General features: G+C 42.4%; 18 protein-coding genes. 14 read left to right on the top strand and 4 right to left on the bottom strand.

Annotated elements, in window-relative coordinates; all coding sequences use genetic code 11:
• Nucleotides 1-41: 41 nt before the first annotated feature.
• The 4 genes from MKY99_RS25975 to MKY99_RS25960 form a co-directional block, all read right to left on the bottom strand.
• A complete protein-coding gene (locus MKY99_RS25975) occupies nt 42-527 on the bottom strand; it encodes a GNAT family N-acetyltransferase (protein ID WP_339267146.1) in 486 nt (161 codons plus the stop codon).
• Nucleotides 524-1,603, bottom strand: coding sequence for a HAMP domain-containing sensor histidine kinase (locus MKY99_RS25970; protein ID WP_339267144.1), 1,080 nt, complete (start codon nt 1,601-1,603; stop codon nt 524-526). The genes MKY99_RS25975 and MKY99_RS25970 overlap by 4 nt, the downstream gene beginning before the upstream one ends.
• Nucleotides 1,600-2,271 (bottom strand): response regulator transcription factor, encoded by a 672-nt coding sequence (locus tag MKY99_RS25965; protein ID WP_042191734.1) that lies wholly within the window; start codon nt 2,269-2,271, stop codon nt 1,600-1,602. Before MKY99_RS25965 ends, MKY99_RS25970 begins: the two co-directional genes overlap by 4 nt.
• 94 nt (nt 2,272-2,365) lie before the next feature.
• A complete protein-coding gene (locus MKY99_RS25960) occupies nt 2,366-3,334 on the bottom strand; it encodes a LacI family DNA-binding transcriptional regulator (RefSeq protein ID WP_339267142.1) in 969 nt (322 codons plus the stop codon).
• Between the two features lie 113 nt (nt 3,335-3,447).
• Here MKY99_RS25960 and ascB point away from each other — a divergent pair, with 113 nt between their 5' ends.
• The 14 genes from ascB to MKY99_RS25890 all read left to right on the top strand — a co-directional run bounded on the left by ascB (nt 3,448) and on the right by MKY99_RS25890 (nt 24,830).
• Nucleotides 3,448-4,860, top strand: a complete 1,413-nt coding sequence (gene ascB, locus MKY99_RS25955) for a 6-phospho-beta-glucosidase (protein WP_339267140.1) — start codon at nt 3,448-3,450, stop codon at nt 4,858-4,860.
• 312 nt (nt 4,861-5,172) lie between these two features.
• Nucleotides 5,173-6,195 (top strand): iron-siderophore ABC transporter substrate-binding protein, encoded by a 1,023-nt coding sequence (locus tag MKY99_RS25950; RefSeq protein ID WP_339267138.1) that lies wholly within the window; start codon nt 5,173-5,175, stop codon nt 6,193-6,195.
• Nucleotides 6,192-8,261: an iron ABC transporter permease gene (locus MKY99_RS25945; RefSeq protein ID WP_339267135.1), complete on the top strand. Its 2,070-nt coding sequence runs from the start codon at nt 6,192-6,194 to the stop codon at nt 8,259-8,261. The genes MKY99_RS25950 and MKY99_RS25945 overlap by 4 nt, the downstream gene beginning before the upstream one ends.
• A 190-nt stretch (nt 8,262-8,451) precedes the next feature.
• Complete coding sequence (locus tag MKY99_RS25940; RefSeq protein ID WP_339267133.1) at nt 8,452-11,115, top strand: copper amine oxidase N-terminal domain-containing protein; 2,664 nt, start codon at nt 8,452-8,454, stop codon at nt 11,113-11,115.
• Between the two features lie 243 nt (nt 11,116-11,358).
• Complete coding sequence (locus tag MKY99_RS25935; RefSeq protein WP_339267131.1) at nt 11,359-12,285, top strand: DMT family transporter; 927 nt, start codon at nt 11,359-11,361, stop codon at nt 12,283-12,285.
• A 159-nt stretch (nt 12,286-12,444) separates the two neighbouring features.
• The gene (locus tag MKY99_RS25930) at nt 12,445-13,233 is read left to right on the top strand and encodes an isocitrate lyase/phosphoenolpyruvate mutase family protein (protein ID WP_339267129.1); all 789 of its coding nucleotides are present in this window, start codon (nt 12,445-12,447) and stop codon (nt 13,231-13,233) included.
• 7 nt (nt 13,234-13,240) lie between these two features.
• Complete coding sequence (locus MKY99_RS25925) at nt 13,241-14,305, top strand: trifunctional transcriptional activator/DNA repair protein Ada/methylated-DNA--[protein]-cysteine S-methyltransferase (RefSeq protein WP_339267127.1); 1,065 nt, start codon at nt 13,241-13,243, stop codon at nt 14,303-14,305.
• Between the two features lie 193 nt (nt 14,306-14,498).
• Nucleotides 14,499-16,028 (top strand): response regulator, encoded by a 1,530-nt coding sequence (locus MKY99_RS25920; protein ID WP_339271799.1) that lies wholly within the window; start codon nt 14,499-14,501, stop codon nt 16,026-16,028.
• 28 nt (nt 16,029-16,056) lie between these two features.
• A complete protein-coding gene (locus MKY99_RS25915; RefSeq protein WP_339267125.1) occupies nt 16,057-17,862 on the top strand; it encodes a histidine kinase in 1,806 nt (601 codons plus the stop codon).
• A 15-nt stretch (nt 17,863-17,877) separates the two neighbouring features.
• Complete coding sequence (locus MKY99_RS25910) at nt 17,878-19,416, top strand: response regulator (RefSeq protein ID WP_339267123.1); 1,539 nt, start codon at nt 17,878-17,880, stop codon at nt 19,414-19,416.
• Nucleotides 19,417-19,531: 115 nt separating this feature from the next.
• Nucleotides 19,532-21,235 (top strand): sugar ABC transporter substrate-binding protein, encoded by a 1,704-nt coding sequence (locus MKY99_RS25905; protein ID WP_042191712.1) that lies wholly within the window; start codon nt 19,532-19,534, stop codon nt 21,233-21,235.
• 84 nt (nt 21,236-21,319) lie between these two features.
• Nucleotides 21,320-22,288, top strand: a complete 969-nt coding sequence (locus tag MKY99_RS25900) for an ABC transporter permease subunit (RefSeq protein WP_042191710.1) — start codon at nt 21,320-21,322, stop codon at nt 22,286-22,288.
• A 59-nt stretch (nt 22,289-22,347) separates the two neighbouring features.
• Nucleotides 22,348-23,250, top strand: coding sequence for a carbohydrate ABC transporter permease (locus MKY99_RS25895; protein ID WP_143759544.1), 903 nt, complete (start codon nt 22,348-22,350; stop codon nt 23,248-23,250).
• A 47-nt stretch (nt 23,251-23,297) separates the two neighbouring features.
• Nucleotides 23,298-24,830, top strand: coding sequence for a glycoside hydrolase family 43 protein (locus MKY99_RS25890; protein ID WP_339267120.1), 1,533 nt, complete (start codon nt 23,298-23,300; stop codon nt 24,828-24,830).
• Nucleotides 24,831-24,854 lie beyond the last annotated feature (24 nt).

Raw genomic sequence — 24,854 nt, 5'->3', positions numbered from 1 at the left:
TCTCTTCTGTTTGAGCAGATATACGTGAACACATTAGCATTTTATAAAAAATACACATAATCTATGAATTCTTCAATAAAGTCTGCGCCAGTTTCACTTTTCCTTTTTTGATACATTGTGAATCCAACACTTTCGTACATCCGTTGAGCAGGGATTAAATCGTCATTCGTGGTTACAATAATTTTTGTTACATCATTCTGGGTGATTCTATTAATTGCCTCTTGAAGCTGGATTTTACCATAGCCATTGCCTTTATGTTTTGAAGCAATGCAATTATGCCCAATTTCTGCATACTCAGGCATGTTTCTCGGGTCCCACACCACAAATCCGATGGGTTCATCATTTACAGTTGTGATAAAAGCATATTTATCTGCAATTTGTAAATGGTCAAAGAAAAAGTTGTCAAAATCCTGCCAATCAGAAATAGAGCTTTGTTCATATCTGCGATCAAATGAATACGCATCTGTCAATAATTCAAGGAGAATTCCCCGGTTAAAGCCGCTCAGTTTTTTGAATTGTACACTCATTTACTGGTAACCCCCAATTCTTTAGTTACCTTTTTAAAATCGGGGAGCAGCACGGTGAAAGTGGTTCCTTGCATTGGAACACTGGCGCAGGTGACGGTTCCGCCGTGCAGCTCAATGATTTTTCGGACAATCGTAAGCCCCAAGCCATTACCGGCAGTAGAGTGAGAGGTATCTTGCTGATAGAACTTGTCGAAGACCTTGGGAAGTGCACTTGGACTGATGCCTGCTCCATTATCACGGAACGTAATTTCAACCTGATCTTTCAACTGCCTCATAGTAACTTCGATTTCGCCGTGCTCGGGAGTGAATTTAATCGCATTGTCCAATAAATTCAGCCAGACCTGGTTCAGCATCTCTTTATTCCCAGGTACCATATAGTCCTGTACGTTGGCTTTGAAGGAAATATGCTTTTTCGTAAGTTTAGTATGCAGTAGCAGGACACATTGGCGAATTTGTTCTCCGACATTGAAGGGCTGCCGGTCGGTTAATATGGCCTGTGCTTCCACTTTGGAGAGGTTCAATACATTGGAGGCCAGTGTAGCCAGACGGGTAGATTCCTCGATAACAATATCCAGATATTCATTCCGTTCATCCTTACTCAGCTCGTCATCCTTCAGGATTTCAGCGAACCCTTTAATCGACACAATCGGAGTACGGAATTCATGGGAGAAATTGTTTATAAAGTCTGTTCGCAGAATTTCAATGCCACCCAGTTCCTCGGCCATCCGGTTAATATTCTCGGAAAGAATCTTGAACTCCGGAGGGTGCTTGAGCTGCAGACGCATGGAGAAATCGCCTCCGGCCAGTTGGTCAATAGCATCAATAAATGTGCGGATTGATTTCAGCATTCTGCGACTGGTAATTACTGATGTGACGGTGCCGATAATAATGCAGGCAATCAATATAATCAAGGTGAGAATTTTTTTGTCCTGAAGAATCCGCTCATCAAGTAGGCCGAAGGCCAAGGACAAGTAGGTCAGAATTCCGGTGATTAACACTGTAATGAGGAAAATAATGAATACAGCAAGCGAGAAGTAGATTGGCAGACTGATTTTGCTGCTTAGCTTTTTGATCATTTTCTCACCGCCTTGTATCCGAGACCGCGGACGGACACAAGTTCGAATTCCGGATAGTTTTCAAACCGTTTCCGCAATCGGTTGATATGTACATTAACCGTAGTGTCCGTAGTCTCACTGTCCATCCCCCAGATTTCGTCCATCAGCTGGATTCGAGTGAAAATGCGCTCCGGATAGGATAAAAGCTTATAAAGGAGGTGGAATTCCTTCTGGGGAAGTGTCTGTTTTTCATTGTCTCGAGTTACTGTTAACGTATCGAAATCAAGAATAATTTTACCGACTACAAGCTTACGGGCGCTTACAATCTGCGAGCGGCGCAGAAGGGCTTGTATTCTCAACAGCATTTCTTCTGTATCTACAGGTTTGGTCATATAATCGTCGGTTCCGAGGCGAAAGCCTTTTTTCTTATCTTCTGGAAGCTGTTTGGCCGTGGCCATGAGGATCGGGATCATATTGTTCGCATTCCTTAGCTCCTCGGCAAATTCATAACCATCCATCCCCGGCATCATGATATCGAGAATAATTAGATCAATATGCTGGATTTCAAGAACTTCCAGTGCCTGGATTCCATTCTCGGCTGTTAACACTTCATAACCTTCCCGTTTCAGGACAGCGTTCATCAACTTTCTGACATGCTTATCGTCTTCCACAACGAGGATCTTAATCATGGTTTCACTCCAATAGGTTCTGGTTTTGACCGCTTGTTCCCATAATTCTAATTGATAAAAGTGCTAAAGACAAAGTCTTTAGCGGTTGGGCAAACTAAGTAGTCTCCCGTTCCACCAATGTAAACGAAAGTGGCTGCAGCTCCATATCCCGCTCAAGCAGCACTGGAGCTAGAAGAAGAAAAGCGTTCTCCGCTTGTCCCGCAATCGGATTCAGAATGGTCGTGATTCCAAGAGTTCGCGACAGCTCAGAATTGTCAAACCCAACGATGGCCAGATCGCCGGGCACATTAAACTGCTGCCTGCGTGCTTCGCTAAGGACGCCTACGGCAACCAAATCATTGGCGCACAGAATAGCATCCGGCTGATCAGGTTGTCCCATTAGGGTCTGCACCAATTGCTCTCCATCTCGGATTCCATAGATCGTGGAGTAATACCATTTCTCCATAATGGGAAGATTATATTTGGTCATGATTTGCTCATAGGCCAGGCGTCTACTGTGGGTATTAATGCTGCTGGGACGGCCAAAAGCATTGGCGATGCGCTTATACCCTCGCTCTATCAAATGCTCCAAAGCGAGTGTGTATCCATCATATTGGTTCATGGCAACGGACGGTATTTCAGGATGGTCCATACGCTGCCAGGATACGATGGGTCCGTATTTGCAGTAAGAAGAGATAACATTCTGTTCGTTTACGGAGGTCAGGATGAGCAGGGCGTCGACCCGTTTCATTTTGAGATCTTCAAAAGCCTGAAGCTCCTTCTGCTTATCCCCGCCGGTAGTATAAATAATCGTCTGATAACCATAATGATCGGAGATTTCGACGAAGCTGTTCATAAAGCTCAGAATAAGCTCGTTTAGGTCCATGGTGATCATGCCGATTTGCTGCGTTTGACCTTTGGATAAAGAAATGGCATTGCGGTTAGGGACATAGTCCGTCTCCTTCATGATGGCGAGAATTTTCTCACGAGTCTCCTTACTAACATGGGGCGATTCGTTTAGGACGCGGGACACCGTGGCTTTGGAAAAGCCCGACAGCTTAGCGATTTCGTCAAGAGTGGACATCGGTTTGTTCTCCTTCACATGATTAGTACTTGACATGTAACGCGTTCCAAGGTTTAGGATTCGAATTAGAGCAGTAATCCTATACTATCACAATAGCAAAGGCGGGAAAAAATATGGAATTGCAATTTCCAAAAGGATTCTTATGGGGCGGTGCTGTAGCAGCCAATCAGCTTGAAGGGGCGTATCAGGAGGATGGTAAAGGATGGTCCACCCAAGATGTTATGCCGAAGGGGATTAAGTCTGCGCCTACAGAGGTTCCTACCGACGATAATATGAAGCTGGTGGGAGTCGATTTCTATCACCGATATAAAGAAGATATTAAGCTGTTCGCGGAAATGGGCTTTAAAGTGTTTCGGACGTCTATTGCCTGGTCCCGGATTTTTCCGAAAGGGGACGAGCTGGAGCCCAATGAAAAAGGTCTGCAGTTTTACGACGACCTATTCGATGAGTGTCATAAATACGGCATCGAGCCACTGGTGACTATCTCCCATTATGAAACTCCGCTGCATCTGGCAAGAGAATATGATGGATGGGTTAACCGTAAGATGGTGGGTTTTTATGAGCGCTATGTGAGAACGATATATAATCGTTACAAGAACAAGGTTAAATATTGGCTGACCTTTAACGAGATTAACTCCATTCTTGAGTTCCCATTTATGAGTGGCGGGATCAATACGCCGTTAGAGAAATTGAGTAAGCAGGATCTGTATCAAGCTATTCATCATGAGTTCGTAGCAAGTGCTCTGGCTGTGAAGATCGGACATGAGATTAATCCAGACTTCCAAATCGGGTGTATGGTGCTTAGCATGCCGATTTATCCGCTCACTCCGCATCCGGACGATTTGATCAAGGCGATGCAAAGTGATCACAAAAATATGTTCTTTGCGGATGTTCATGCTAGAGGGTATTACCCCGGCTATATGAAGCGGTTCTTCAAAGAAAATGGGATTCACATTCATTTTGAGCCAGGGGACGAAGAGATTCTGAAGTATACTGTGGATTTCATATCGTTCAGTTACTATATGAGCACTTGTGAAACGGCTGATCCAGAGAAACAGATCAGAGGAGAAGGGAACCTGCTGGGTGGGGTGCCTAATCCGTATCTGGAAGCGAGCGAATGGGGCTGGCAGATCGACCCGCAAGGCTTGCGTTATGTTATGAATATGTTCTACGACCGATATCAGAAACCGCTGTTTATCGTGGAAAATGGTCTTGGCGCTGTCGATCAGCTGGTATTAGATGGGAAAGGCGAAAAGGTAATAAACGACGACTATCGGATCAATTATTTACGAGATCATCTGGTTCAGGTCGCGGAGGCTATTGCCGATGGAGTGGAAGTCATGGGCTATACAAGCTGGGGCTGCATCGACTTGGTTAGCGCAACGAGCGCCGAACTAAAGAAACGTTATGGCTTCATTTATGTGGACCGTCATGACGATGGCTCGGGCACTCTTGAGAGATTCCGGAAAAAGTCCTTCCACTGGTACAAAGAAGTGATTGAATCAAATGGACAGAACCTGCTCTAGTTTAATGGTTGGTATCGGATAGGATTGCTACTGTATAGTTGGCTGGTAAAACCTAATTTTCATTTATGTTACGGGAGATTCTCTCTTATACATAGATGGGATTTAGGTTTTTTTGTGTTCATTCGGTTTTGATTGATTAATTCAGCTTGATATTTCAGAAAAATGCACTTCTATATTAAATTTTAACTTTGACTTTCGCTGGAATCACGTATAAGATAACTATTATGTTATCTATGATAATCATTATCAATAGAATGATAACAATTATCATAGAATATAACTTCGAGCGTTATATACAGGGGGATAAAGAGAATGCACAAAAGGTTAATTAGTTTATTTATGGTTATTGCTATCATATTGGTAGTATCGGGCTGTGGTACTAACCAAAAGAATAATTCAACATCAAACACGGGAGCAAATGACAAACCAGCTTCTGAAAACGCAAGTAGTGAATCTACAAGCGGTCCGATCGTATTAAAAGATTCTAAAGGCGAGGTTAAGCTGGATAAACCTGCGCAAAAGGTTGTAGTTCTGGAGTGGACATTTACGGAAGATATTATTGCGCTCGGAATGCAGCCGGTAGGGAATGCTGATAACGAAAATTACAAGTTATATGTAACTTCTGAAGTGCCACTCGATGCAAGCGTAACGGATGTTGGTTCACGTGATGAGCCGGATCTAGAGACCATTGCTTCATTAAAGCCGGATTTGATTATTGCGAATACGGGTGGACACGAAGGAATTTATGATCAATTAAAAGGCATCGCTCCAACACTGATTTTCGGTCTGTATCCGGAAGAAGGACAAGGCAATCAGTATACGTTGATGGAAGATACTTTCAAAACGATTGCAGCGGCTGTAGGTAAAACTGCGGAAGGCGACAAGGTTCTTGCTGAGCTGGATGCACATTATGCGGAAGCGAAGGCAAAGCTGGCTGAAGCAGGTAAAGAAGGCTTGAATTACGTGCTGACGCAAGCTTACAGCTATCAGAATGCAGCAACATTACGTCTCTTTACAGACAACTCACTGGCTGTTCAAACGTTGGATCGAATTGGTCTAAAGAACGACTGGAAACCCGAAAAATTCGAAGTTTACGGCTTCACTACATCAACAGTTGAAGCATTGCCGGCTGTTCAGGATACTAACCTGATGTATATCGTTCAGAAGGATGATAATATTTTCACGAAAGAACTGAAGGATAACTCCGTGTGGAACGGCCTTAACTTTGTGAAAGAAAATCGTACCTTCGGATTGAGCAGTACTACTTGGGTGTTTGGCGGTCCGATTTCCTCCAAAGTTATCGTGGATGAAGTAGTAAATACATTAACGAAATGAGTGCTTTTATGAACGGGAAGAGCAGCAAAGAAGCCTCAAGTGGAATGACTTGGCGAATCATTGGAATATTTGGGGGCGGCCTTGCCGTCCTCTTTGTTCTGTCCATTCTAAGCCTAGGCTTCGGCGAAGCCAAAATTCCTGCAGCTACGGTATTGGAGGGATTGCTAAATCGCCAGGATGTGATGGAACATAATCTGCTCTGGGATATCCGGATGCCGCGTACGGTAATTGGCCTACTGGCTGGGGCCGCTCTAGCTGCGGCTGGAGCATTATTGCAAACGATAACGAAGAATCCGCTTGCTTCTTCAGATACATTGGGGATTAATGCCGGAGCTTATTTTATGGTTGTCCTTGGAATGGTTACTTTTCCAGCTTTGCAGCATGAGTTCCCATTTTTGCTTGCAGTAGCAGGGGGGCTGCTTGCTGCACTGGCTGCCTATTTGTTGAGTGGTGGTAAGGGGGCCACGCCTGTCCGATTAGCTTTGTCAGGTATGATCGTGTCTATGGTTCTCGGCGCGTTTACATCGGCCCTACATATTTTTAACAAGAACGAAACGCAAAACCTATTTTTATGGGGCTCCGGCTCACTGATTCAGCTAGATTGGGACGGTGTTAAGTATGCCTGGCCTTTTGTTATTCCATTGCTAATAGCAGCTATGCTCGCAGGTAGGCAGTTTGACGCGTTGGAGCTTGATGAGTCCACTGCTCGTTCACTCGGGCAACGTGTTGGATTGGCACGGGGGTTAGGTCTAGGTTTATCTGTATTGTTGGCTGCGGTCGTGGTCAGCGTGGTCGGTCCGATCGGATTTGTGGGTCTGGTGGCTCCTCATCTGGTTCGGCTTAGCGGTATTCGAAAGCATCACCTGCTCATTCCTGCAAGTGCGCTGTGGGGAGCACTGCTCATTACGGCAGCGGATACGCTTGCGCGTATGGTTCGTAGCAGTGTAGGTGAGATGCCAGTTGGGGCGGTTATGGCGATTATTGGAGCGCCTTGGCTCATATGGCTGGTGCTCACCAAGATGAAAAATATATCGGGTTCAGGCTCAGGTCAGTCATCTATGAATATAGGTGGAACTGCGCTTCGGATGCGCTTTGTTCCGGCGGTGATAACCATGACCGTACTGCTCGTTGCGGTTATCCTTGTGAGTTTGTCACTTGGGGGAACGAGAATACCGATTAGCGAGCTACTGAGCAGTCTTATCCACAGCGGAGATGGATCTTATTCCGTCCTGCTGAATTTACGGCTTCCGCGTACACTCGTTGCGGCTGGAGGCGGTATCGCGCTTGCCATTAGCGGTGTCTTGATTCAAAGCGCTGTCCGAAATCCGCTGGCTGACGCCTCCATTATTGGTGTGACCTCGGGTGCTGGATTGGGGGCGTTAACCGTAATGGTCGCTTTTCCGGCATTGACGGTATTAGCAGTCCCTATTGCAGCAATTGCGGGTGGTGCTTTGGCTGCAGCCTTTGTGTTTGTTATGGCATGGCGTAGAGCCTTGAATCCATCTGTCCTTATCCTGCTTGGAATTGCAGTATCAGCAATTGCTTCTGCGGGAATACAGGTCATGATCGTCAAGGGCAGTTTATGGAGCAGCAGCTCCTTAATTTGGTTAACGGGTTCGACTTACGGACGAAGCTGGAATCAATTTAATAGCTTGTTTATCTTCCTGATTGTACTCGTTCCTTTTGCTTATTATTTAGGACGTAGATTCGATTTACTAGCATTTGGCGATGAGAGTTCAACAGGTCTGGGCTTGCCCGTTCGCGGAACTCGGCTTTGGGCGATGATTATCGGTGTGATGCTTGCAGCGGGGGCCGTAGCGAGTGTAGGAACGATTGGTTTTCTCGGACTTATGGCGCCCCATGCAGTACGGATGATGATTGGGCATCATACGAGACGATCCATTGTTCTGTCAGGATTACTTGGCGGATTGATGCTCGTGATTGCGGATACGCTGGGTAGAACCATTATGGCGCCGAAAGAAATTCCATCGGGTCTTATAATAATGTTGATCGGAGCTCCGTATTTCTTGTTCTTAATGTACCGGTCTCAGGTTAGAAAGGTGTAAACCTTGGGGAGAGAGTGGAAATACTGCTCTCTCTTTTTTATTTCTCTGAGTGCTTAGCTCGTCTTTCATCATGGGGTGATGGGTATCAAGATTATTTTTTTGTAACCTATAAATCATGAAACTTTTATATACTTAGAAGCGTCAAATGAGTAGGTAAAAAATGTATTCGTCATTCCAGGAGGGTGGATTTGTGAAGAAGTTATGGATTTCAATTTTAGTAGTTTTAGTAGCCATTCCGATGATGTTTCAATCTTCAGTGAAGGCTGCAACTCCGATCAGTATTATTATTGACGGCGTTCGGTTGTCTACAGATCAAGCACCAGTGATGGTCAATGGGCGGACGATGGTGCCGCTGCGGGCTATTTTTGAAGCCTTTAATGCCACCATCAAGTGGAATCAAAAAGCACAAACTGTAACGGCAACTAAAGATGATACAACGATTATGTTAAAGATTGGCTCAAAGACAGCAACCATTAACAATAAGGCTGTAACGCTAGACGTGCCTGGTTTGAATCTGAAGGGCAGAACGATGGTTCCAACAAGATTCGTCAGTGAAGCACTGGGCCATGAAGTGGGCTGGAACCCCAAGACGCAGGTTGTAACGATAACGACTTCAGCCTCGAACGTTGGAAATGCTGGTCCAGTATCGAACGTAATAGCGCAGGATGTAAGTGATTTCGGGGATGGTCGTGATCTTCAGGTTAGCTTTACTCGAGCGGCAAATGAGTCACTAGTGGATCATTACCGTGTTCTAATTGTGAAATCAGGGAATATTCTCAACTTGTCATCTGCACAAACGATAACTTCTTATAATTATTCTACTGTATTACCAACAGGTACGAATCCTTCGGTCAAGTTGACGTCTGGCACGAGGACTATCGATGGTGATTCAATTAAGAATAATCAAGCATATGTGGCGTATGTCTTGACGGTTGGCAAAGGAAGTAATACCAGTGCACTTTCTATTGGGTCCTCCTCTATAACACTAGTGAATAAGACTGTAACAGCAATAAATAATGTACAAGTAAATGATATAAGTGATTATGGGGATGGAAGAGATTTATCGGTCAGCTTCAATAAGCTGTCAGATGAGTCGAAGATAAGTTCTTATCGGTTATTCGTTGTTAAAGGTAATAATTATTCGAATTTTAATTTAAGCACAGCCAATAATGTATCTAGTGCGAACAGCACGCTAGTCAGTAAGACAGGGAAAAATATCACTCAAATTTTATCTTCAGCATCCAGAGATACAGACGGAGCACTTCTTAAAACAGGCGTAAGCTATAGAGTGTTTGTTATGGCGATTGATAACAGTAATGCAGCTAATAATGTATTGTCTTCTGTTTCCTCTGCAATAACACTGACCAACATAGGTGTCTCTAACTTAACTGTCAGCGACGTCAGCAACTATAATGATGGCCGAGATTTAAGGGTGTCATTTACTCATGCGACGGATGAAACCTATATCAGCCAGTACCGGATCATGGTGGTTCCAACGTCATATTACAGTAGCTTTAGTTTAGCCGAAGCCAATAATGTAACAAATGCCAACTATACAGCGGCTAGTACAAATGGTACTTCAACCAGCCTAACCTTGAGCTCGTCAGCCAGAGATGTACGTGGAGCTTTGATAAAGAATGGAGTCAGCTACAAAGTATATATCTTATCTATTGGAAGCGGAAGTAATTCAGGAGGGAATGTTCTTTCGAATGCTTCATCAGTAATTACATTAATTTATGATTCCAGTGTGAGCACAGTCTTTAACTTGAGTGTCAGTGATGTTTATGATTATGGAGATGGCCGAGATTTGAGAGTGTCATTTACTCATGCAACGGACGAAACCTATATCAGTCAGTACCGAATTATGGTAGTTCCGACGTCATATTATGGCAGTTTTGATTTATACGCAGCTAATAATGTAGTAAGTGGCAACTATACAGCTGTTAGTACAAGTGGGTCTTCTACAAATCAGGTTTTGTATTCGTCAACTAGAGATGTTCTCGGTGATCTGATTAAGAGTGGTAGTAGCTATAGAGTGTATGTGTTATCTGTTGGAAGCGGAGGTTATTCGGATTCTAATGAGCTCTCTTCCGCTTCACCGATAGTTACATTGTTTAATAATTCCAGCCTAAAGGCTGTTACAAACTTGAATGTTAGCGATGTTAATGACTACGGCGACGGCCGGGATTTGCAGGTATCGTTTAACCACGCCACAGATGAAACTTACATCAACCAATACCGGATTATGGTGGTACCTACGTCTGATTTCAGCAGCTTTAGCCTGTCTGATGCAAATAATGTATCCAGTGCTAATTACACCTCGGTAAGTACATCAGGCAGCAGTACCAGTCAAGTATTAGATTCTTCCGTCAGAGACGTACGTGGTAATTTAATAAAGGCTGGAATTAGTTATAAAGTGTATGTATTATCTGTCGGCAACGGAAATTATGCGGGTCCAAATGCAATTTCTGGGGAATCATCAGCCATTACGTTATCTACGAATAAAAGTCCGGTGATCTCTGTAACAAATGTAACGTATAGAGAGGACAATGGTAGAATCCTGATCAGTTTCGACAAATCCGCCAATGAGAGCAATATTTCGGAATACCGAGTATTGGTGGTTCCGTCTAAACAAGGGTTTGGTACGGCGGATGCTCTTGCGGTGAATTCCTCTTATTATTCGTCGGTAATCCCTAACGGGACGAATCCTTCAACATTCACTGCGACAAGGGATGTTAACGGCAATTCAATTGTTAAAGGTATTAAGTATAAGGTGTATGTTCTTGCTGTAGCCAACAATAGCGGTATGCAGAATGGCGGTCTTTCAAATTCAACAGAAGAATTTGAAATATAACCGAAATTAAGTTATTGTAAACATTTCAAGTTGACACCCTGTGTGATTTATCATATTATAATTCGTATTGTTATAAGTAAATAAACCAAACTCTATCCAGTGGATGGAGTGGCGGAATTTTGTCAAAGATGTATTCTTTGGTTTCAGTCGCCCCTTGTCATTTCGATGACAAGGGGCTTTATTATGTGATTTGGACGGTTCAATAGGATGGTTCAACAGAAAGGAAAGAAGATTACGATGAATATGAAGTTACTCAAATATGCTTTACTAGTATTTATAGGAGCATGTAGTTATGGATCGCTGTCAACGATCGTCAAGCTTGGAATGAACGATGGATTTAGAATGCAGCAACTGGTCGGGGCGCAATACTTTTTTGGATGGTGCATGCTGCTCTTGTTAGTTGTATTATTTTCCCGAAAAAAACTCGGGTTAAAAGTAGGTGCTTCGTTATTAGGCGCGGGGATTACCATTAGTATGACGGGTATTTTCTATGGGTTTGCCGTTGAACAATTACCTGCTTCGATTGCGATCGTTCTCTTATTCCAATTTACTTGGATTGGTGTGATTCTGGAGGCTGTTGTAGATAGAAAATGGCCTAGTCGAGAGAAAATAATTTCAATGGTTATCCTTCTGATAGGAACCATATTAGCTGGGGGGATTCTAGAACCTAGTGTAGGCGAAATGACTACGAGTGGTATTGTTTTCGGTTTGATGTCTGCGGTGTCGTTTGCCTTTTATATTTTTGTCAGTGGGAGAGTGGCTACGCAGGTACCTGCTGTGAATAAAAGCTTGTATATGACAACAAGTGCAATGATTATTATTATGGTTGTTTTTTCCCCTTCCTTTATTTATGACGGAGCACTTACAGATGGACTTTGGAAGTATGGTCTTCCTTTAGGGTTGCTTGGTATAGTTATTCCTGTGCTTTTCTTTTCTATTGGTGTTCCGAAACTGGGATCCGGTCTGGGAACGATTCTTGGTGCGGCGGAGTTGCCGGCAGCTGTTGTAGCCTCCGTGTTAGTCCTGCAAGAAGAAGTATCCCTACTTCGCTGGGTTGGAATTTTCGTTGTTCTGATCGGAATTGCTGCACCACAAATCATACCGATGCGAACAGGGAAAAAGTCACCTAAACCTTCCTCCAAACCATCACTCCGTAAGGTAGAACTTTAAACTGTATACTAACATCGATGGTATGATCAGGTCCTTATAGGATGAGATCATCAATCGGTGTTTTTTTTTGCGAAAAAAGATTGGTGTTAATTTTTCTGGTATGGCGAATCATTGTCTATTATATAGTGGTGCTATTCTATTTAATGGAGATGACCACTGATGAACAGAAATGACTATGACTATTTTAAGTCTTTGCACGATCAAGAAAATCCGCTAATGCTATATAACTGCTGGGATGTAGCTTCGGCTAAAACGATAGAAAAAGCCGGTTCAAAGGCTATAGCCACAAGCAGCTTCGCTATGGCGGATGCATGGGGGTATTCGGATGGTGAACAGCTCTCATTTGAGCAGCTACTGTGGGCTGTTACGAGAATAGCAGAACATGTATCTGTGCCATTGACGGTAGATATTGAAGGTGGGTATGCTGTAGATGTAGAGTCCTTAGCCAATAACATAGAACAATTATTCCAATTAGATATATGTGGGATCAATTTCGAGGATCAAAAGGTAAATCATCCGAATGATGAATTATGGGCAATCGAGGAACAAAGTCATCGTATTCGAACTATACAGCAAGTAGCAGCCAAGCTTCAGAAGAACGTGTTTATTAACGCCAGGACCGATCTCTTTTTCAAAAAAACGAAGCATTCGCTGGGTCTAGTAAATGAAGCTATAGAACGTACCTATGCTTATGCTGAGGCTGGGGCAGACGGGATTTTTATTCCGGGGTTGACTGAGCAAAGTTTGATAGAACAATTTGTGCAAAAGTCACCACTGCCTGTAAATGTTATGGTAATGGATGGTATGATTTCAAATGTTGAATTGCAGGAGCTTGGCGTAAAAAGAATTAGCTATGGACCGTATAGTTACTTTCAAGCACAGCATAATCTTCAAGAAGATGCTCGGGCCATTCTGCAGCTACCTGCACATTATTCAGAAATGAGCTAACAACACTATGATTACTAATAAACAGCAAATCGATAAATATTATGAGATGTTAGTCGAAAAAAACTCCAATTATGAAGGTGTATTTTTTGTCGGCGTAAAAACAACAGGCATCATGTGCAGGCCAACTTGTCCGGCTAAAAAGCCATATAAAGAAAACTGTGAGTTTTTCGCAACAGCCAAAGAAGCCTTATTAGCTTCATATCGACCGTGTAAAAGATGCCAGCCTTTGTCCAATCCCACGAAAATGTCCTCAGAAGTAAAGCTTCTTGTTGAAGCTATAGAGCGTAATCCGGAAAGGAAATGGACAGATAAAGATTTTGATGAGCTGTCGATTAGTGCAAATACTGCACGCAGACAATTTAAGAAGCAATTCGGAATGACCTTTATTGAATATGCACGTTCTAGACGTTTAGGGCTGGCATTCAAGCACATCAGGAATGGGGATTCTATCATAAACGTACAACTGGACAGCGGGTATGATTCGAGTAATGGGTTTAGGGATGCTTTTTCAAGAACGATGGGAACGGTCCCGAATCACTCTAAGCAGATTAAAGTGCTGTACTGTACCTGGATAGAAACGATATTAGGGTCTATGCTTGCGATCTCAGATGAAGAGTGCCTTTTACTGCTGGAATTTGTGGATCGAAAGGGACTTGAGAACGAAATTAAGAAATTACGTACTCGCTTGAATGCAACTGTTTTGCCTGAAAAGGTACCGGTGCTAGAGCAAATTGAAGAGGAATTAACTCTTTATTTCGCAGGGCAACTTACAGAATTCAGAACGCCGATTCGTTATCTTGGATCTGATTTTCAGCAAAAGGTATGGAATGAACTTCGAAGAATTCCTGTAGGCCAGACGGTCTCTTACAAGGAGCTTGCAGAGAATATAAACTACCCTTCGGCTTGCCGCGCTGTAGCAAGGGCTAATGGAGCGAATCAATTATCGATCTTGGTTCCGTGTCATCGAGTGATCAATAGTAACGGTGAATTAGGAGGCTATGGCGGCGGTATTGCAAGAAAAGAATGGTTAATCAATCACGAGAACAACCTTAGTTCGAAGGTAGCTTATTAACTAAAAACATACTGAACTCGATGTATCTGAAAGTCTGGATACGTCGTTTTTTTATGCTTTTACCAGATTTAAAAGTACTGTTTCAAGCAAAAGAAGGGAAAATTATGAATTCACAACAATATCCAATTGTGTTAGCATAATATATATTTTCATAAGAAAGCGAGCCTTATCTTAGGAGATTGGAGTGAACATCATGCTGAAGGTTCTGATCGTGGATGATGAGCCCTGGGTGCTTGAAGGGCTGAGAACGATGATTGACTGGGAAAAATATGGCTTTGAAGTGTGCGCGGAAGCCCATAATGGCTCAGAAGCATTGAGACTTATACAAGAATATAAACCGGAATTGGTCCTAACGGACATTAATATGCCGGTTATTAACGGTCTCGAGCTTATCGCAAAATTGAATGAAGTGATGACAAAGCCTCCGAAATTTGTGGTATTGACTGGGTATGATGACTTTAAATATGCACATACGGCATTGCAGCAACGAGTGAATGACTATTTATTAAAACCTATTGATGATGAAGAAATAGAGTCCTTATTAAGCAGGATTACGCCTATGATCCAAAATGAAATCGCTTCCAATGAGGAGCTTGATAAGAAGCAATTCTTTGTCGTAAATAATATCGTCAACCGCCTAATACAAGGCGAGTATAACGAAAATTTAGAGCTTCTAACCCAGAGCGCGTTGAAGCTTCAAGCGAATGCAGAGTTAATGTGTATTCTTATCGAACCAGGCATGTCTATCAATCCATTGTATCCACGGATCGTCGATTATTTCCCCAAGGAATGTACCCGTTTCTTTCAGGATCGGTCGGGAAGAACAGGGATCATTCTTGAGTCTGCTTCTATTGGGAATGAGAGTCTGGACGCTATCGTCAACCAGATTCGTTCGGATTTCGCTGAACAATCACATGAGCCGGTACTCCTGGCGATTAGTACTAGAATGGTAGGCGTATGCTCGGTTCGAGAAATCTATATGCAGGCACTTGATGTATGGAAACGAAAGACACATCAGCAGAAGAGGGGGATCTTTTATTATAGCGAGCTTAGGGTTCTAAAGAAGAAGGAACACCATGAGGATCACTTCAAGCAGCTGCTGGATAAGGTCCTGGCAAATGATTTAGAACAGATACAACCTTGTGTAAAAGAAGCGTTCGCCTCTTTCGTAGAAAATCTGTTGACGATTGAGGTCGTGCAAGCCCAGGTGGCTCATTTAGAGCTTACGATATGTACACTGATAGCCCAAATGAATGGTATCCCGGATACGATGATGATAAAGCTTCAGCAAGAGTATGGAAATCTAGGTGAACTAAATGATTATTTTGTATTAAGCCGTTATGTTCAAAGTCTGTGTATGCTGGCGACGGTCTATCTATCTGAATTAGAGCAGCAGAATGAACAAAATACGATTTACAAGGTGATTCAGTATGTGGATCGTGAATTTCGGAATAAATTAAAGCTTCAGGATTTAGCTAGGCAATTTCATATCAATTCTACCTATTTGGGACAGCTATTCAGGAAACAAACGGGTCAGGGCTTTAGTGAATATTTAAATGCCAAAAGGATTGAGGAAGCCAAAAGTCTGCTTAAGCGAACGCAGCTGAAAATATCGGATATTGCGGTGCAGGTGGGATTCTCAAACACAGACTATTTTATTGATAAGTTCAAGCTGATTGTAGGGGTAGTCCCATCGGTTTATAAAAATGAAAATAAAAACTAATAGCTCTAGGGGAAGCAAGGTGTTTCGTATGGAGAGAAAAAAATTCAGATTTAGAAAAGTAGTGAATGACATTCCACTGAACTACAAATTTTCCCTCATTTACGTTATAGGCGTTCTACTCCCTATTATTATTATTAACCTTGTTTTTTTGGATCGGATTTCCGATTTGATCAAATCCAGAGAACAGCAAAACTTAGAAATCTCTTTAGAGAGGGCCAGAAAGGATATTCAAGATTTCATTGAGGGTGGAGTAGCAGTTAGTTATACGCTGTCCTCGGATAAGAATCTGTATGAATTGCTAGAGCGGAGGTATGGGAACTTGATTGAATTTTATGACACCTTCGACGAACAGCTTCGAGATCGGATGAACAGTTATATGCCAGTTAACAATCAACTTGAACGAATTACTGTATTTACGAATAATGACTCCATTGTTTCCGGTAGTAACTATCAGGTCATCACGGACAAGGTAAGGGAGAGTGAGTGGTATAAGCAGTTCAGTGCTGCGAATAAACATATGTTTCTTGCTGCTTATCAAATGAGCGCAGCGCCTAATGTGGCTTCTAATGCCCCGTATTTAAGTGTAATTGAGCGAATGGATGTATACAGCTCACTGAATACCTATGAGAAGCTGCTTAGAATTGACCTGGATCTCAGTAAAATATATGACATTATAATTAGAGAAAAGGATTATTTGAGTCTTTACCTGGTTAACGGGCAGGATGAAATCATTATGTCTGCTCAGAGCGGGTATCAGAGGGGTACGAAGGATCCTTATCCTGTGTTCGAGCTTCAGGATGATGAGCACAAGGAAGACATACATATTGTACCCGTTGGCGGGGCTAGTTATATAAAAAGCTGGCGAATTATAGGGGTTACGCAAGGGGAGCGTATTGCTCAGGCGATTATGGAGATTCGAGTTTATGCGGGTATTTTGGCATCCATTGTCACCTTGCTCACAACCGCCTTTTTATATGTGATGTTAAGATCGTACAATTATCGGGTGAAACGGTTGTCTAGGCATATGCAGAAAGTAACGAATGAGAAATTCGATCTTATTCAAATCGATGAAGGACAAGATGAGATTGGTGACTTGATTCACAACTTTAATAGAATGACCACTAAAATTAATTCTCTAATTAACGATGTATACAAACTAGAGATTCAAAAGAATAACCTGGAGATGGAAAGAGTAAGGGCTGAACTGAATTTTTTGCAAAGTCAGATGAATCCCCATTTTCTCTTCAATACTTTAAATGCCATTTTAGTGGTCTGTACCAAAAATAATTATTCGGACGTTACAGACATCATTAAGAGTTTATCCAAGTTGCTCAGAAGACTACTTAGCTGGAAAGAAGATCTCGTTACATTGGAAGAAGAAATGACGTTCATTGAGATGTATCTGAAAATAGAAAAATTCCGGTTCAGAGATAAATTTGACTATCAATTTGAGATCGATGAGCAGTCGCTGCAATATAAAATTCCAAAGCTAAGCATGCAGCCGTTAGTGGAAAATTCCTGTAAGCATGGTCTGCAGGCTATAGAAGGACTCGGTATCATTAAAGTAAAGACGGAAATCGAGGATAGTCGTTTACAAGTTACGATTTCAGATAACGGTAAAGGGATCGAACCAAGCCAGCTTAAAGAAATTTTATTTAATGTTCAAAATGAAGAAGCCTCCTCAGGAACGAATATCGGAATCCGCAACGTGTATCGCAGACTGGAGCTATATTATGAAGATCAGGTTCGCTTTGAAATCAGCAGTGTCCCGAATGAAGGGACTGTTGTCACGTTTGGCATTCCGCTAAAGCTCCTGGAACGAAAAAATAGCTAGAAGGTGAGGGAGCCTATGAAATACAAAGTATTGTTGATCGATGATGAGCCTAGTGCTCTTGAGGGGATGCAGCTATGGATAGACTGGCAGGCGCTTGGCTTTGAAGTATGTGGAACCTCCAGTAATGGCAAAGAGGGCTTACAGTTAATAAAGCAGCTACTGCCGGATCTTGTCATTACAGATGTAAATATGCCGCTAATGAATGGTCTGGAAATGGTTTCCGCCTGGCAGCAAGAGGAGACTAAACCGATTAAGTTTGCCATACTAAGCGGTTATAGTGAGTTTGAATATGCTAAGACAGCTATACGTTATGGCATTAACCATTATCTGATGAAACCGCTTTTCGAAGAAGAGGCGTCAGAAGAATTGAAGGAGATATATCGGGAATTAGAACAGGAAACTCAGAAGCGAAGCTTAAATCAAATGGCAAACTCAGAGGAAGTTGTCTCTCTTCTTAAGAGCATTCTGAATGAGAAGGCAGAAGATAAGTCAGACTTTACAGTACTTACACGTCTATCGGAAGGCAAAAGCCTTTGGAATATTTGTTTACTACAGACAGACCCGGCGATGTATACGGAAATCAGAGAGAAAGCAGTAGCTCTCCTAACGAATACGGAATTGATGTTTCTGATCGATCTGGAGGCTTTTTGCTTTGGAATCGTATACGGCTATCCTTCGGAGTCTGATGAGGGTGCCGCAATATATCCTGCAGTAGCTCCCTTGCTGAATGAACACCCTAAGCAAGCCATGTATATTGCAGTAGGGGATAGCGAGGGCTCTTTGCTTCAAATTGCGAATAGCTACCGAACGGCGAAAGAAGCGTTAATGTATTATTTTTATAATTCGGATCATTCGGGGTTCTTGACCTATCAGGGAACCAAAGATAGTCCCTTCAGCTATCACTATGATCAAATTCAACTGATGGATGATTTAATGAGACCCATTAACACACTGGACATAAAAGGCTTTAAACAAGCTGTAGGCTTGGCTTCTCGCAGTTTTCGTGAGATGCGCATCGCTCCAGAGGTTGTGAAGAAGATCGTTATTCATATTATGTATAAGATCGTTGAGTTTACTTCAAAAGCTAGTGAAGTTCAAGTATCCTCCCTGTTAACCCAAATAACAATCCCCGAAATACGGGACTCGATGATGAAGTTGAACGATTTAATGCGTAATCTTTTATCATGTGGTGAGGCGAGTATTGATATTCTTCTAAAAGAACAAATCCAAAAATCACAGGGGATTGTACAGGAAATCAACAACTATATTGAAGCGCATTATCACGAAAATCTTACAATTAAAAAGCTGTCGGAGGTATTCTTCCTGCATCCAGTGTATCTGGGACAATTATTGATCAAGAAGAATGGCATTCATTTTAATGAGCAGCTGCATGACCTCCGGATTAAGGAATCTGCGCGTTTACTTCAACACAATAAGCTGAAAAACTGTGAGATCGCCGAGAAAGTAGGGTATTCCAATTATAGTCAGTTTCTCAAACAATTTGAAAAGAAGATGAAGATGAGCCCTAATGAATTTAAACATACGAATACCTAAACTTTTTGGGGGTACACCTTTAGTTCTGGCGTATTATCAGTGGCATCATCACCTCTATAATTTAACTTGTAAGGGCTTACAATATGGTTACACCAACAAAATATGGAGGTGCTTTATGGGGGGCAAGTCAATATCAAAGTTCAAACTTAGTCTGATTGCTGTGTTATCCCTAAGTTTTGCTCTAGCAGGGTGCGGTGGAAATAACAGCGGTAATACTGCTAAGGGGGAAAACAAACCGGCAGAAACAACAGCTGCAACTGCAGCTGGAACCGATGACAAGAAGGTAGAGCCTTTTGAAGTTAGTATCTTTCTTGGAGAAGCAGGTCAGCAACCCACACCAGATAACAAAATTTACAAGATGATCAAAGAAAAAACAGGCGCATCATTCAATTTCGAATTCTTGGCTGGAGACCTTAAACAGAAGCTTGGCGTTATGATTGCCGGTTCGGATTATCCAGATCTGATGAGTTCCAATACCCAACTGACGGCAGCAGGTGCATTTATTCCTCTCGAGGACTTAATTGAAGAACACGCTCCGAATTTGAAAGCGCATTACGCAGCTTACTGGAACATGATGAAGGATCCCAATGATGGACACATTTATACACTTCCAAACTATGGTGCGTACAATGGTGAGATGAATACAACCTATTACTCTGGCCCAGCTTTCTGGATTCAGAAAGCTGTACTTAAAGATGCCGGTTATCCAACGGTTAAAACTTTGGACGAGTATTTCGATCTTATCGTGAAATATAAAGAGAAAAATCCAACCATTGATGGTCAACCAACAATTGGGTTTGAGATTCATAACAAAGACTGGAGAAACTGGGGATTGTTTAACGCTCCTCAGCATCTGATCGGTCATCCTAATGATGGCGGAGTAGTAGTTAAGGATAACGTAGCAGAAATCTTTGCGGATAAAGACTATGCAAAGCAGTACTATAAAAAACTTAATGATATGAATGCGTTGGGTATTATTGATAAAGAAGCATTTGTAATGGATTATGACCAATATTTAGCTAAATTGTCTAGCGGAGCCGTACTGGGAATGTTTGATCAGCACTGGAACTTTGGTAAAGCAGAAGATTCACTCAAGACACAAGGGAAAGATATGAGCACTTATGTAGGTCTGCCTCTTGTGTATGATACTAACACCAAAGATTATTATCTGGATCGTCCTGCTCTTAACTTGAATAATGGATTCGGGATTACTGTCAATGCTAAGGATCCAGTGAGAATCCTTAAACTTATGGACACATTGATTCAAGAAGATTGGCAAAGAACCCTCACTTGGGGTATTGAAGGCGAAGATTATCAAGTGGTAGACGGTCGCTTTATAAGAAACCAGGAGCAACGGGATAACGCAGTTGATGCTACATGGAAGCTAAGTAACAAAGCAGAAGCTTGGTATGCTACCGCTCCGAAAATGCAAGGGTACTTTGCAGATGGTAACTCAACGGATGCGGCAGCCCAACCAGAAGAATATAAAGCAGGGTTGGAAGCGTATGACAAGGAAGTTCTTGACGCATATGGATTCAACAGTTATGTAGATTTCTTCAGTAAGCCTGGACCGAACCCAGTGGCTTATCCTGCTTGGTCGATAGATCTTGTTGAAAATTCTCCAGCAAAAATTGCCGATACGAAGATGGGAGAAGTTAAGACCAAGTACCTGCCAAAAGCAATCTTGGCTAGCCCTTCCGATTTCGATAAAGTTTGGACTGAATTTGTTGGAGAACTTCATAAAGCGGATATTAAAGCTTACGAAGACAGAATCAATGAACAGCTTAAATGGAGATTTGATACTTGGAGTGTTAAATAGTTAGAGCTTGCTTAAAAATCAGAAAGTGGTGGCTTATTAGCCAACCACTTTCTGAAATATATGGATGATGTGGGGAGAAAATATATGGATGAGATTTTAACGGGAAAAAAAGTTAACCGGCATCCTAAAAGAAAAAAGAAGCAACCGATTACTCTGACCTTGATTAAGAATCAGAAACAGCTGATTTGGATGTCAGTTCCATTGCTGCTGTATATTGTACTATTTGCGTACGTACCTGTTTGGGGATGGACAATGGCTTTTCAGGATTATAAACCAGCTAAGGCATTTGGCGAACAGACATGGGTCGGCTTGAAACACTTCAAGTTTCTATTTACGGATGATACCTTTTTAAGGGTACTACGAAACACACTGGCTATGGGATTAATTAATTTCTTTTTAGGATTTATAACCGCGATAACATTGGCCTTACTTCTTAATGAAATCAAAAATGTATTTTGGAAAAGAACCGTGCAGACCATATCCTACCTACCTCACTTTCTTTCCTGGATTATTGTAACAGGGATTGTAGGTGTCTCCCTCTCGGTTAACGACGGGATTATCAACATCGTGCTCATGAAATTACATCTTATCGATTCACCAATCCTTTGGTTGAGTGAAGGGAAGTATTTCTGGGGTATTGTGGGTGCTTCAACCGTCTGGAAAGAGGTTGGATGGAGTACAATCATCTACTTGGCTGCTATGGCTTCTATAGATCCAGCTTTATATGAGGCTGCTGAGATTGATGGGGCTAACCGGTACAAAAAAATGTTCAATGTAACATTGCCGGGAATTAAACCAACCATTGTAATCCTGATGATAATGTCCATAGGACATGTATTGGATGTCGGATTTGAGGTTCCGTACTTGTTAGGGAACGGGCTTACGGTAGACTGGTCGGATACGATTGATATATTTGTATTGAAATACGGGATTGGGCAAGGGAATTATTCCTTAGCCACTGCGGGAGGCATATTTAAAACAGTCGTAAGTGTAACGTTACTGCTTTTAGCTAACTGGACGTCGAAGCGGCTAGGGGAAGAGAGGCTGTTATAATCATGGAAAAAACTCAATTAATACCTCAGAAATCTCCAAAAAGTAATAGTAGAAAACGTATGAGAATTATAGGGATCGAACCAGTAGTGTTCGGTACCTTCAATACTATCTTTATGATATGTCTAGTCATTGTTACCTTGTATCCATTCTTGAATACTATAGCAGTTTCCTTAAATGAGGGGAATGATACCATCCGCGGCGGCATTTATCTATTGCCTAGGGAGTGGACTATACAGAACTACAAAGCTGTTTTTGCCTCTGGTACAATTATTCCTGCTTTTTGGATTTCGGTAGCACGAACAGTGATATCTACGATCCTGAATCTATTTTTAACCACAATGCTTGCTTATACTTTAAGCCGGAAAGAATATGTTTTCCGCAAGCAGATTACCTTTGTTTTCGTCCTAACCATGTATTTTAATGCGGGTCTGATTCCAAATTATTTCCTAATTAAGGATCTTCATTTGCTTAATACATTTTGGGTATATGTAATACCGACTATGATAAGTGCATTTAATATGATCGTCATCCGTACTTATATTGGTAGCATACATGAAAGTCTTATGGAATCCGCGAGAATCGACGGTGCCGGGGAATTTAAGATTTTCATGAAAGTAGTCTTCCCTTTATGTAAACCTGTTCTTGCTACCATTGCCCTTTTTGTCGCGGTAGGTGCATGGAACTCATGGTTTGATGCTTTTATCTACACCTCTTCCCGCCAGCACTTGAGTACATTGCAGTATGAATTAATGAAACTAATACAATCTAGTATGAATGCGAACAGTAGCGCAAGTGTAGCTAACGGGGCAGGGGTAACTGCGGAGTCAGCGGGGTCAATGGTAACTCCAAAGTCCATTCGTGCAGCCGTTACTATCGTTGCTTCGGTCCCGATTCTGCTAGTCTATCCATTCATGCAAAAGTACTTTGTAGTTGGAATGAACGTAGGAAGCGTGAAGGAATAAGTAGCTTGCACCCACTATTAAATAATAGGAAGGTTGTTTGTTGAATTATGACTCCATCTCCAATCACATACACGAACCCAATACTTCCAGGTTTTTATCCAGATCCTAGCATCACTCGAGCAGGGGATGATTTCTACTTGGTGTGTAGCTCCTTCGAATATTTTCCTGGGGTGCCTATCTTTCACAGCCAGGACTTGATTCACTGGACACAAATTGGTCATGTATTAGATCGTGTAAGTCAGCTAGATACACGTAAGAGCAAAAGCTCTGGAGGTATATTTGCTCCAACCATCCGGTATCATGAAGGAACGTTTTACATGATAACGACCGAAATACACGGGAAGGGGAATTTCTATGTTACGGCTACGGACCCAGCGGGTCCGTGGTCAGACCCGATTAGTATTCCTTATGGAGGAATTGACCCTTCCCTAATGTTTGATGAGGATGGAAAGGTATATGTAACCACCCAGCAGGGAGCAGATTATGATTCCCACGCTATTCAATATGAGATAGACATTGCTACAGGAGCAGCATTAACAGAACCTGTTGTCATCTGGACTGGGGATGGTGGACCTTGGACGGAAGGACCACATTTGTACAAAATTAATGGAATGTATTATATCATGTCTGCTTCAGGCGGCACGGCAAAGGAACACCGAGAAATTATCGGTCGTTCTTCCTCCCCTTACGGTCCTTTTGAAAGATTAGAGCAACCGATATTGACCCATCGCGGGACTGATAGTCCCATTCAGTATCTAGGACATGCTGATCTGATCGAAGATCGTAACGGGGATTGGTGGGCCGTATTCCTTGGAGTACGTCTAGTAGATTCCAAGTATACAGTGCTAGGAAGAGAGACCTTTCTTGCCCCTGTAACGTGGAATGAAGACGGATGGCCGATGATTGATAATAATGAGGACACTGTCGGGCTGGAGATGAAGGTTCCGCGTGTACCGGGTCATTCGCCAAAACCTGAGACTAGCGGAAGATATGATTTTGATGACCCTGTATTGCCGTTGGAATTATCCTTTCTGCGGAATCCGGCAGAGGGAAGCTGGTCACTAAGCCAACGTCCGGGTTTTCTAGCTCTTCGAGGGCAATCGAAAGACCTTAATGAAGTGGGTCAGGTAGCCTTTATAGGCAGAAGACAGCAGCATACTTCAGCTGAATGGAGTACATTACTAGATTTTAACCCTACCGTGGACGGTGAAGAGGCTGGACTCTGTGCTAGATTGGACGAGAATGCACATTATGAGGTTGGCTTGGTGCAAAAAGTTGGCCACAGAGTCATTGCAGCACAATTAACTATTGATGGAATAACCCGTGTAGAAGCAGAAGTACCAATTACAGCTGAGCGAATTTATCTGAAAATACAGGCGGAGCTTACCGAATACACCTTATTGTTCTCCTTGGATGGGCAGCAATGGAATAAGCTATCTACAGCGGCAGCATACCCATTATCCCCACAGGCCGTAAAAGGAAATGGATTTACAGGTGTTCTTATCGGTTTATATGCGACAGGTCATGGTAAAGTAGCTGAGGTACCTGCCCACTTTGATTGGTTCGATTATCGGTCATAATGAATAGCGTTTGTTAGGAGGGAA

Origin of the sequence: Paenibacillus sp. FSL R5-0470 (assembly GCF_037975205.1) — a bacterium.
Lineage (GTDB): Bacteria > Bacillota > Bacilli > Paenibacillales > Paenibacillaceae > Paenibacillus_AQ.
Note: the sequence above shows the minus strand (reverse complement) of the source record. Positions and strands in the feature narration are given on the sequence as shown.

Excerpts from the sequence above, each read along its gene's own strand:
- MKY99_RS25900 (WP_042191710.1), top strand. The coding sequence starts at position 21,320 with ATGGATGAGATTTTAACGGGAAAAAAAGTTAACCGGCATCCTAAAAGA.
- MKY99_RS25975 (WP_339267146.1), bottom strand. The coding sequence starts at position 527 with ATGAGTGTACAATTCAAAAAACTGAGCGGCTTTAACCGGGGAATTCTC.
- MKY99_RS25925 (WP_339267127.1), top strand. The coding sequence starts at position 13,241 with ATGATTACTAATAAACAGCAAATCGATAAATATTATGAGATGTTAGTC.
- MKY99_RS25970 (WP_339267144.1), bottom strand. The coding sequence starts at position 1,603 with ATGATCAAAAAGCTAAGCAGCAAAATCAGTCTGCCAATCTACTTCTCG.
- MKY99_RS25935 (WP_339267131.1), top strand. The coding sequence starts at position 11,359 with ATGAAGTTACTCAAATATGCTTTACTAGTATTTATAGGAGCATGTAGT.
- MKY99_RS25895 (WP_143759544.1), top strand. The coding sequence starts at position 22,348 with ATGAGAATTATAGGGATCGAACCAGTAGTGTTCGGTACCTTCAATACT.
- MKY99_RS25965 (WP_042191734.1), bottom strand. The coding sequence starts at position 2,271 with ATGATTAAGATCCTCGTTGTGGAAGACGATAAGCATGTCAGAAAGTTG.
- MKY99_RS25890 (WP_339267120.1), top strand. The coding sequence starts at position 23,298 with ATGACTCCATCTCCAATCACATACACGAACCCAATACTTCCAGGTTTT.
- MKY99_RS25905 (WP_042191712.1), top strand. The coding sequence starts at position 19,532 with ATGGGGGGCAAGTCAATATCAAAGTTCAAACTTAGTCTGATTGCTGTG.
- MKY99_RS25920 (WP_339271799.1), top strand. The coding sequence starts at position 14,499 with ATGCTGAAGGTTCTGATCGTGGATGATGAGCCCTGGGTGCTTGAAGGG.
- MKY99_RS25945 (WP_339267135.1), top strand. The coding sequence starts at position 6,192 with ATGAGTGCTTTTATGAACGGGAAGAGCAGCAAAGAAGCCTCAAGTGGA.
- MKY99_RS25960 (WP_339267142.1), bottom strand. The coding sequence starts at position 3,334 with ATGTCCACTCTTGACGAAATCGCTAAGCTGTCGGGCTTTTCCAAAGCC.
- MKY99_RS25930 (WP_339267129.1), top strand. The coding sequence starts at position 12,445 with ATGAACAGAAATGACTATGACTATTTTAAGTCTTTGCACGATCAAGAA.
- ascB (WP_339267140.1), top strand. The coding sequence starts at position 3,448 with ATGGAATTGCAATTTCCAAAAGGATTCTTATGGGGCGGTGCTGTAGCA.
- MKY99_RS25910 (WP_339267123.1), top strand. The coding sequence starts at position 17,878 with ATGAAATACAAAGTATTGTTGATCGATGATGAGCCTAGTGCTCTTGAG.
- MKY99_RS25915 (WP_339267125.1), top strand. The coding sequence starts at position 16,057 with ATGGAGAGAAAAAAATTCAGATTTAGAAAAGTAGTGAATGACATTCCA.
- MKY99_RS25950 (WP_339267138.1), top strand. The coding sequence starts at position 5,173 with ATGCACAAAAGGTTAATTAGTTTATTTATGGTTATTGCTATCATATTG.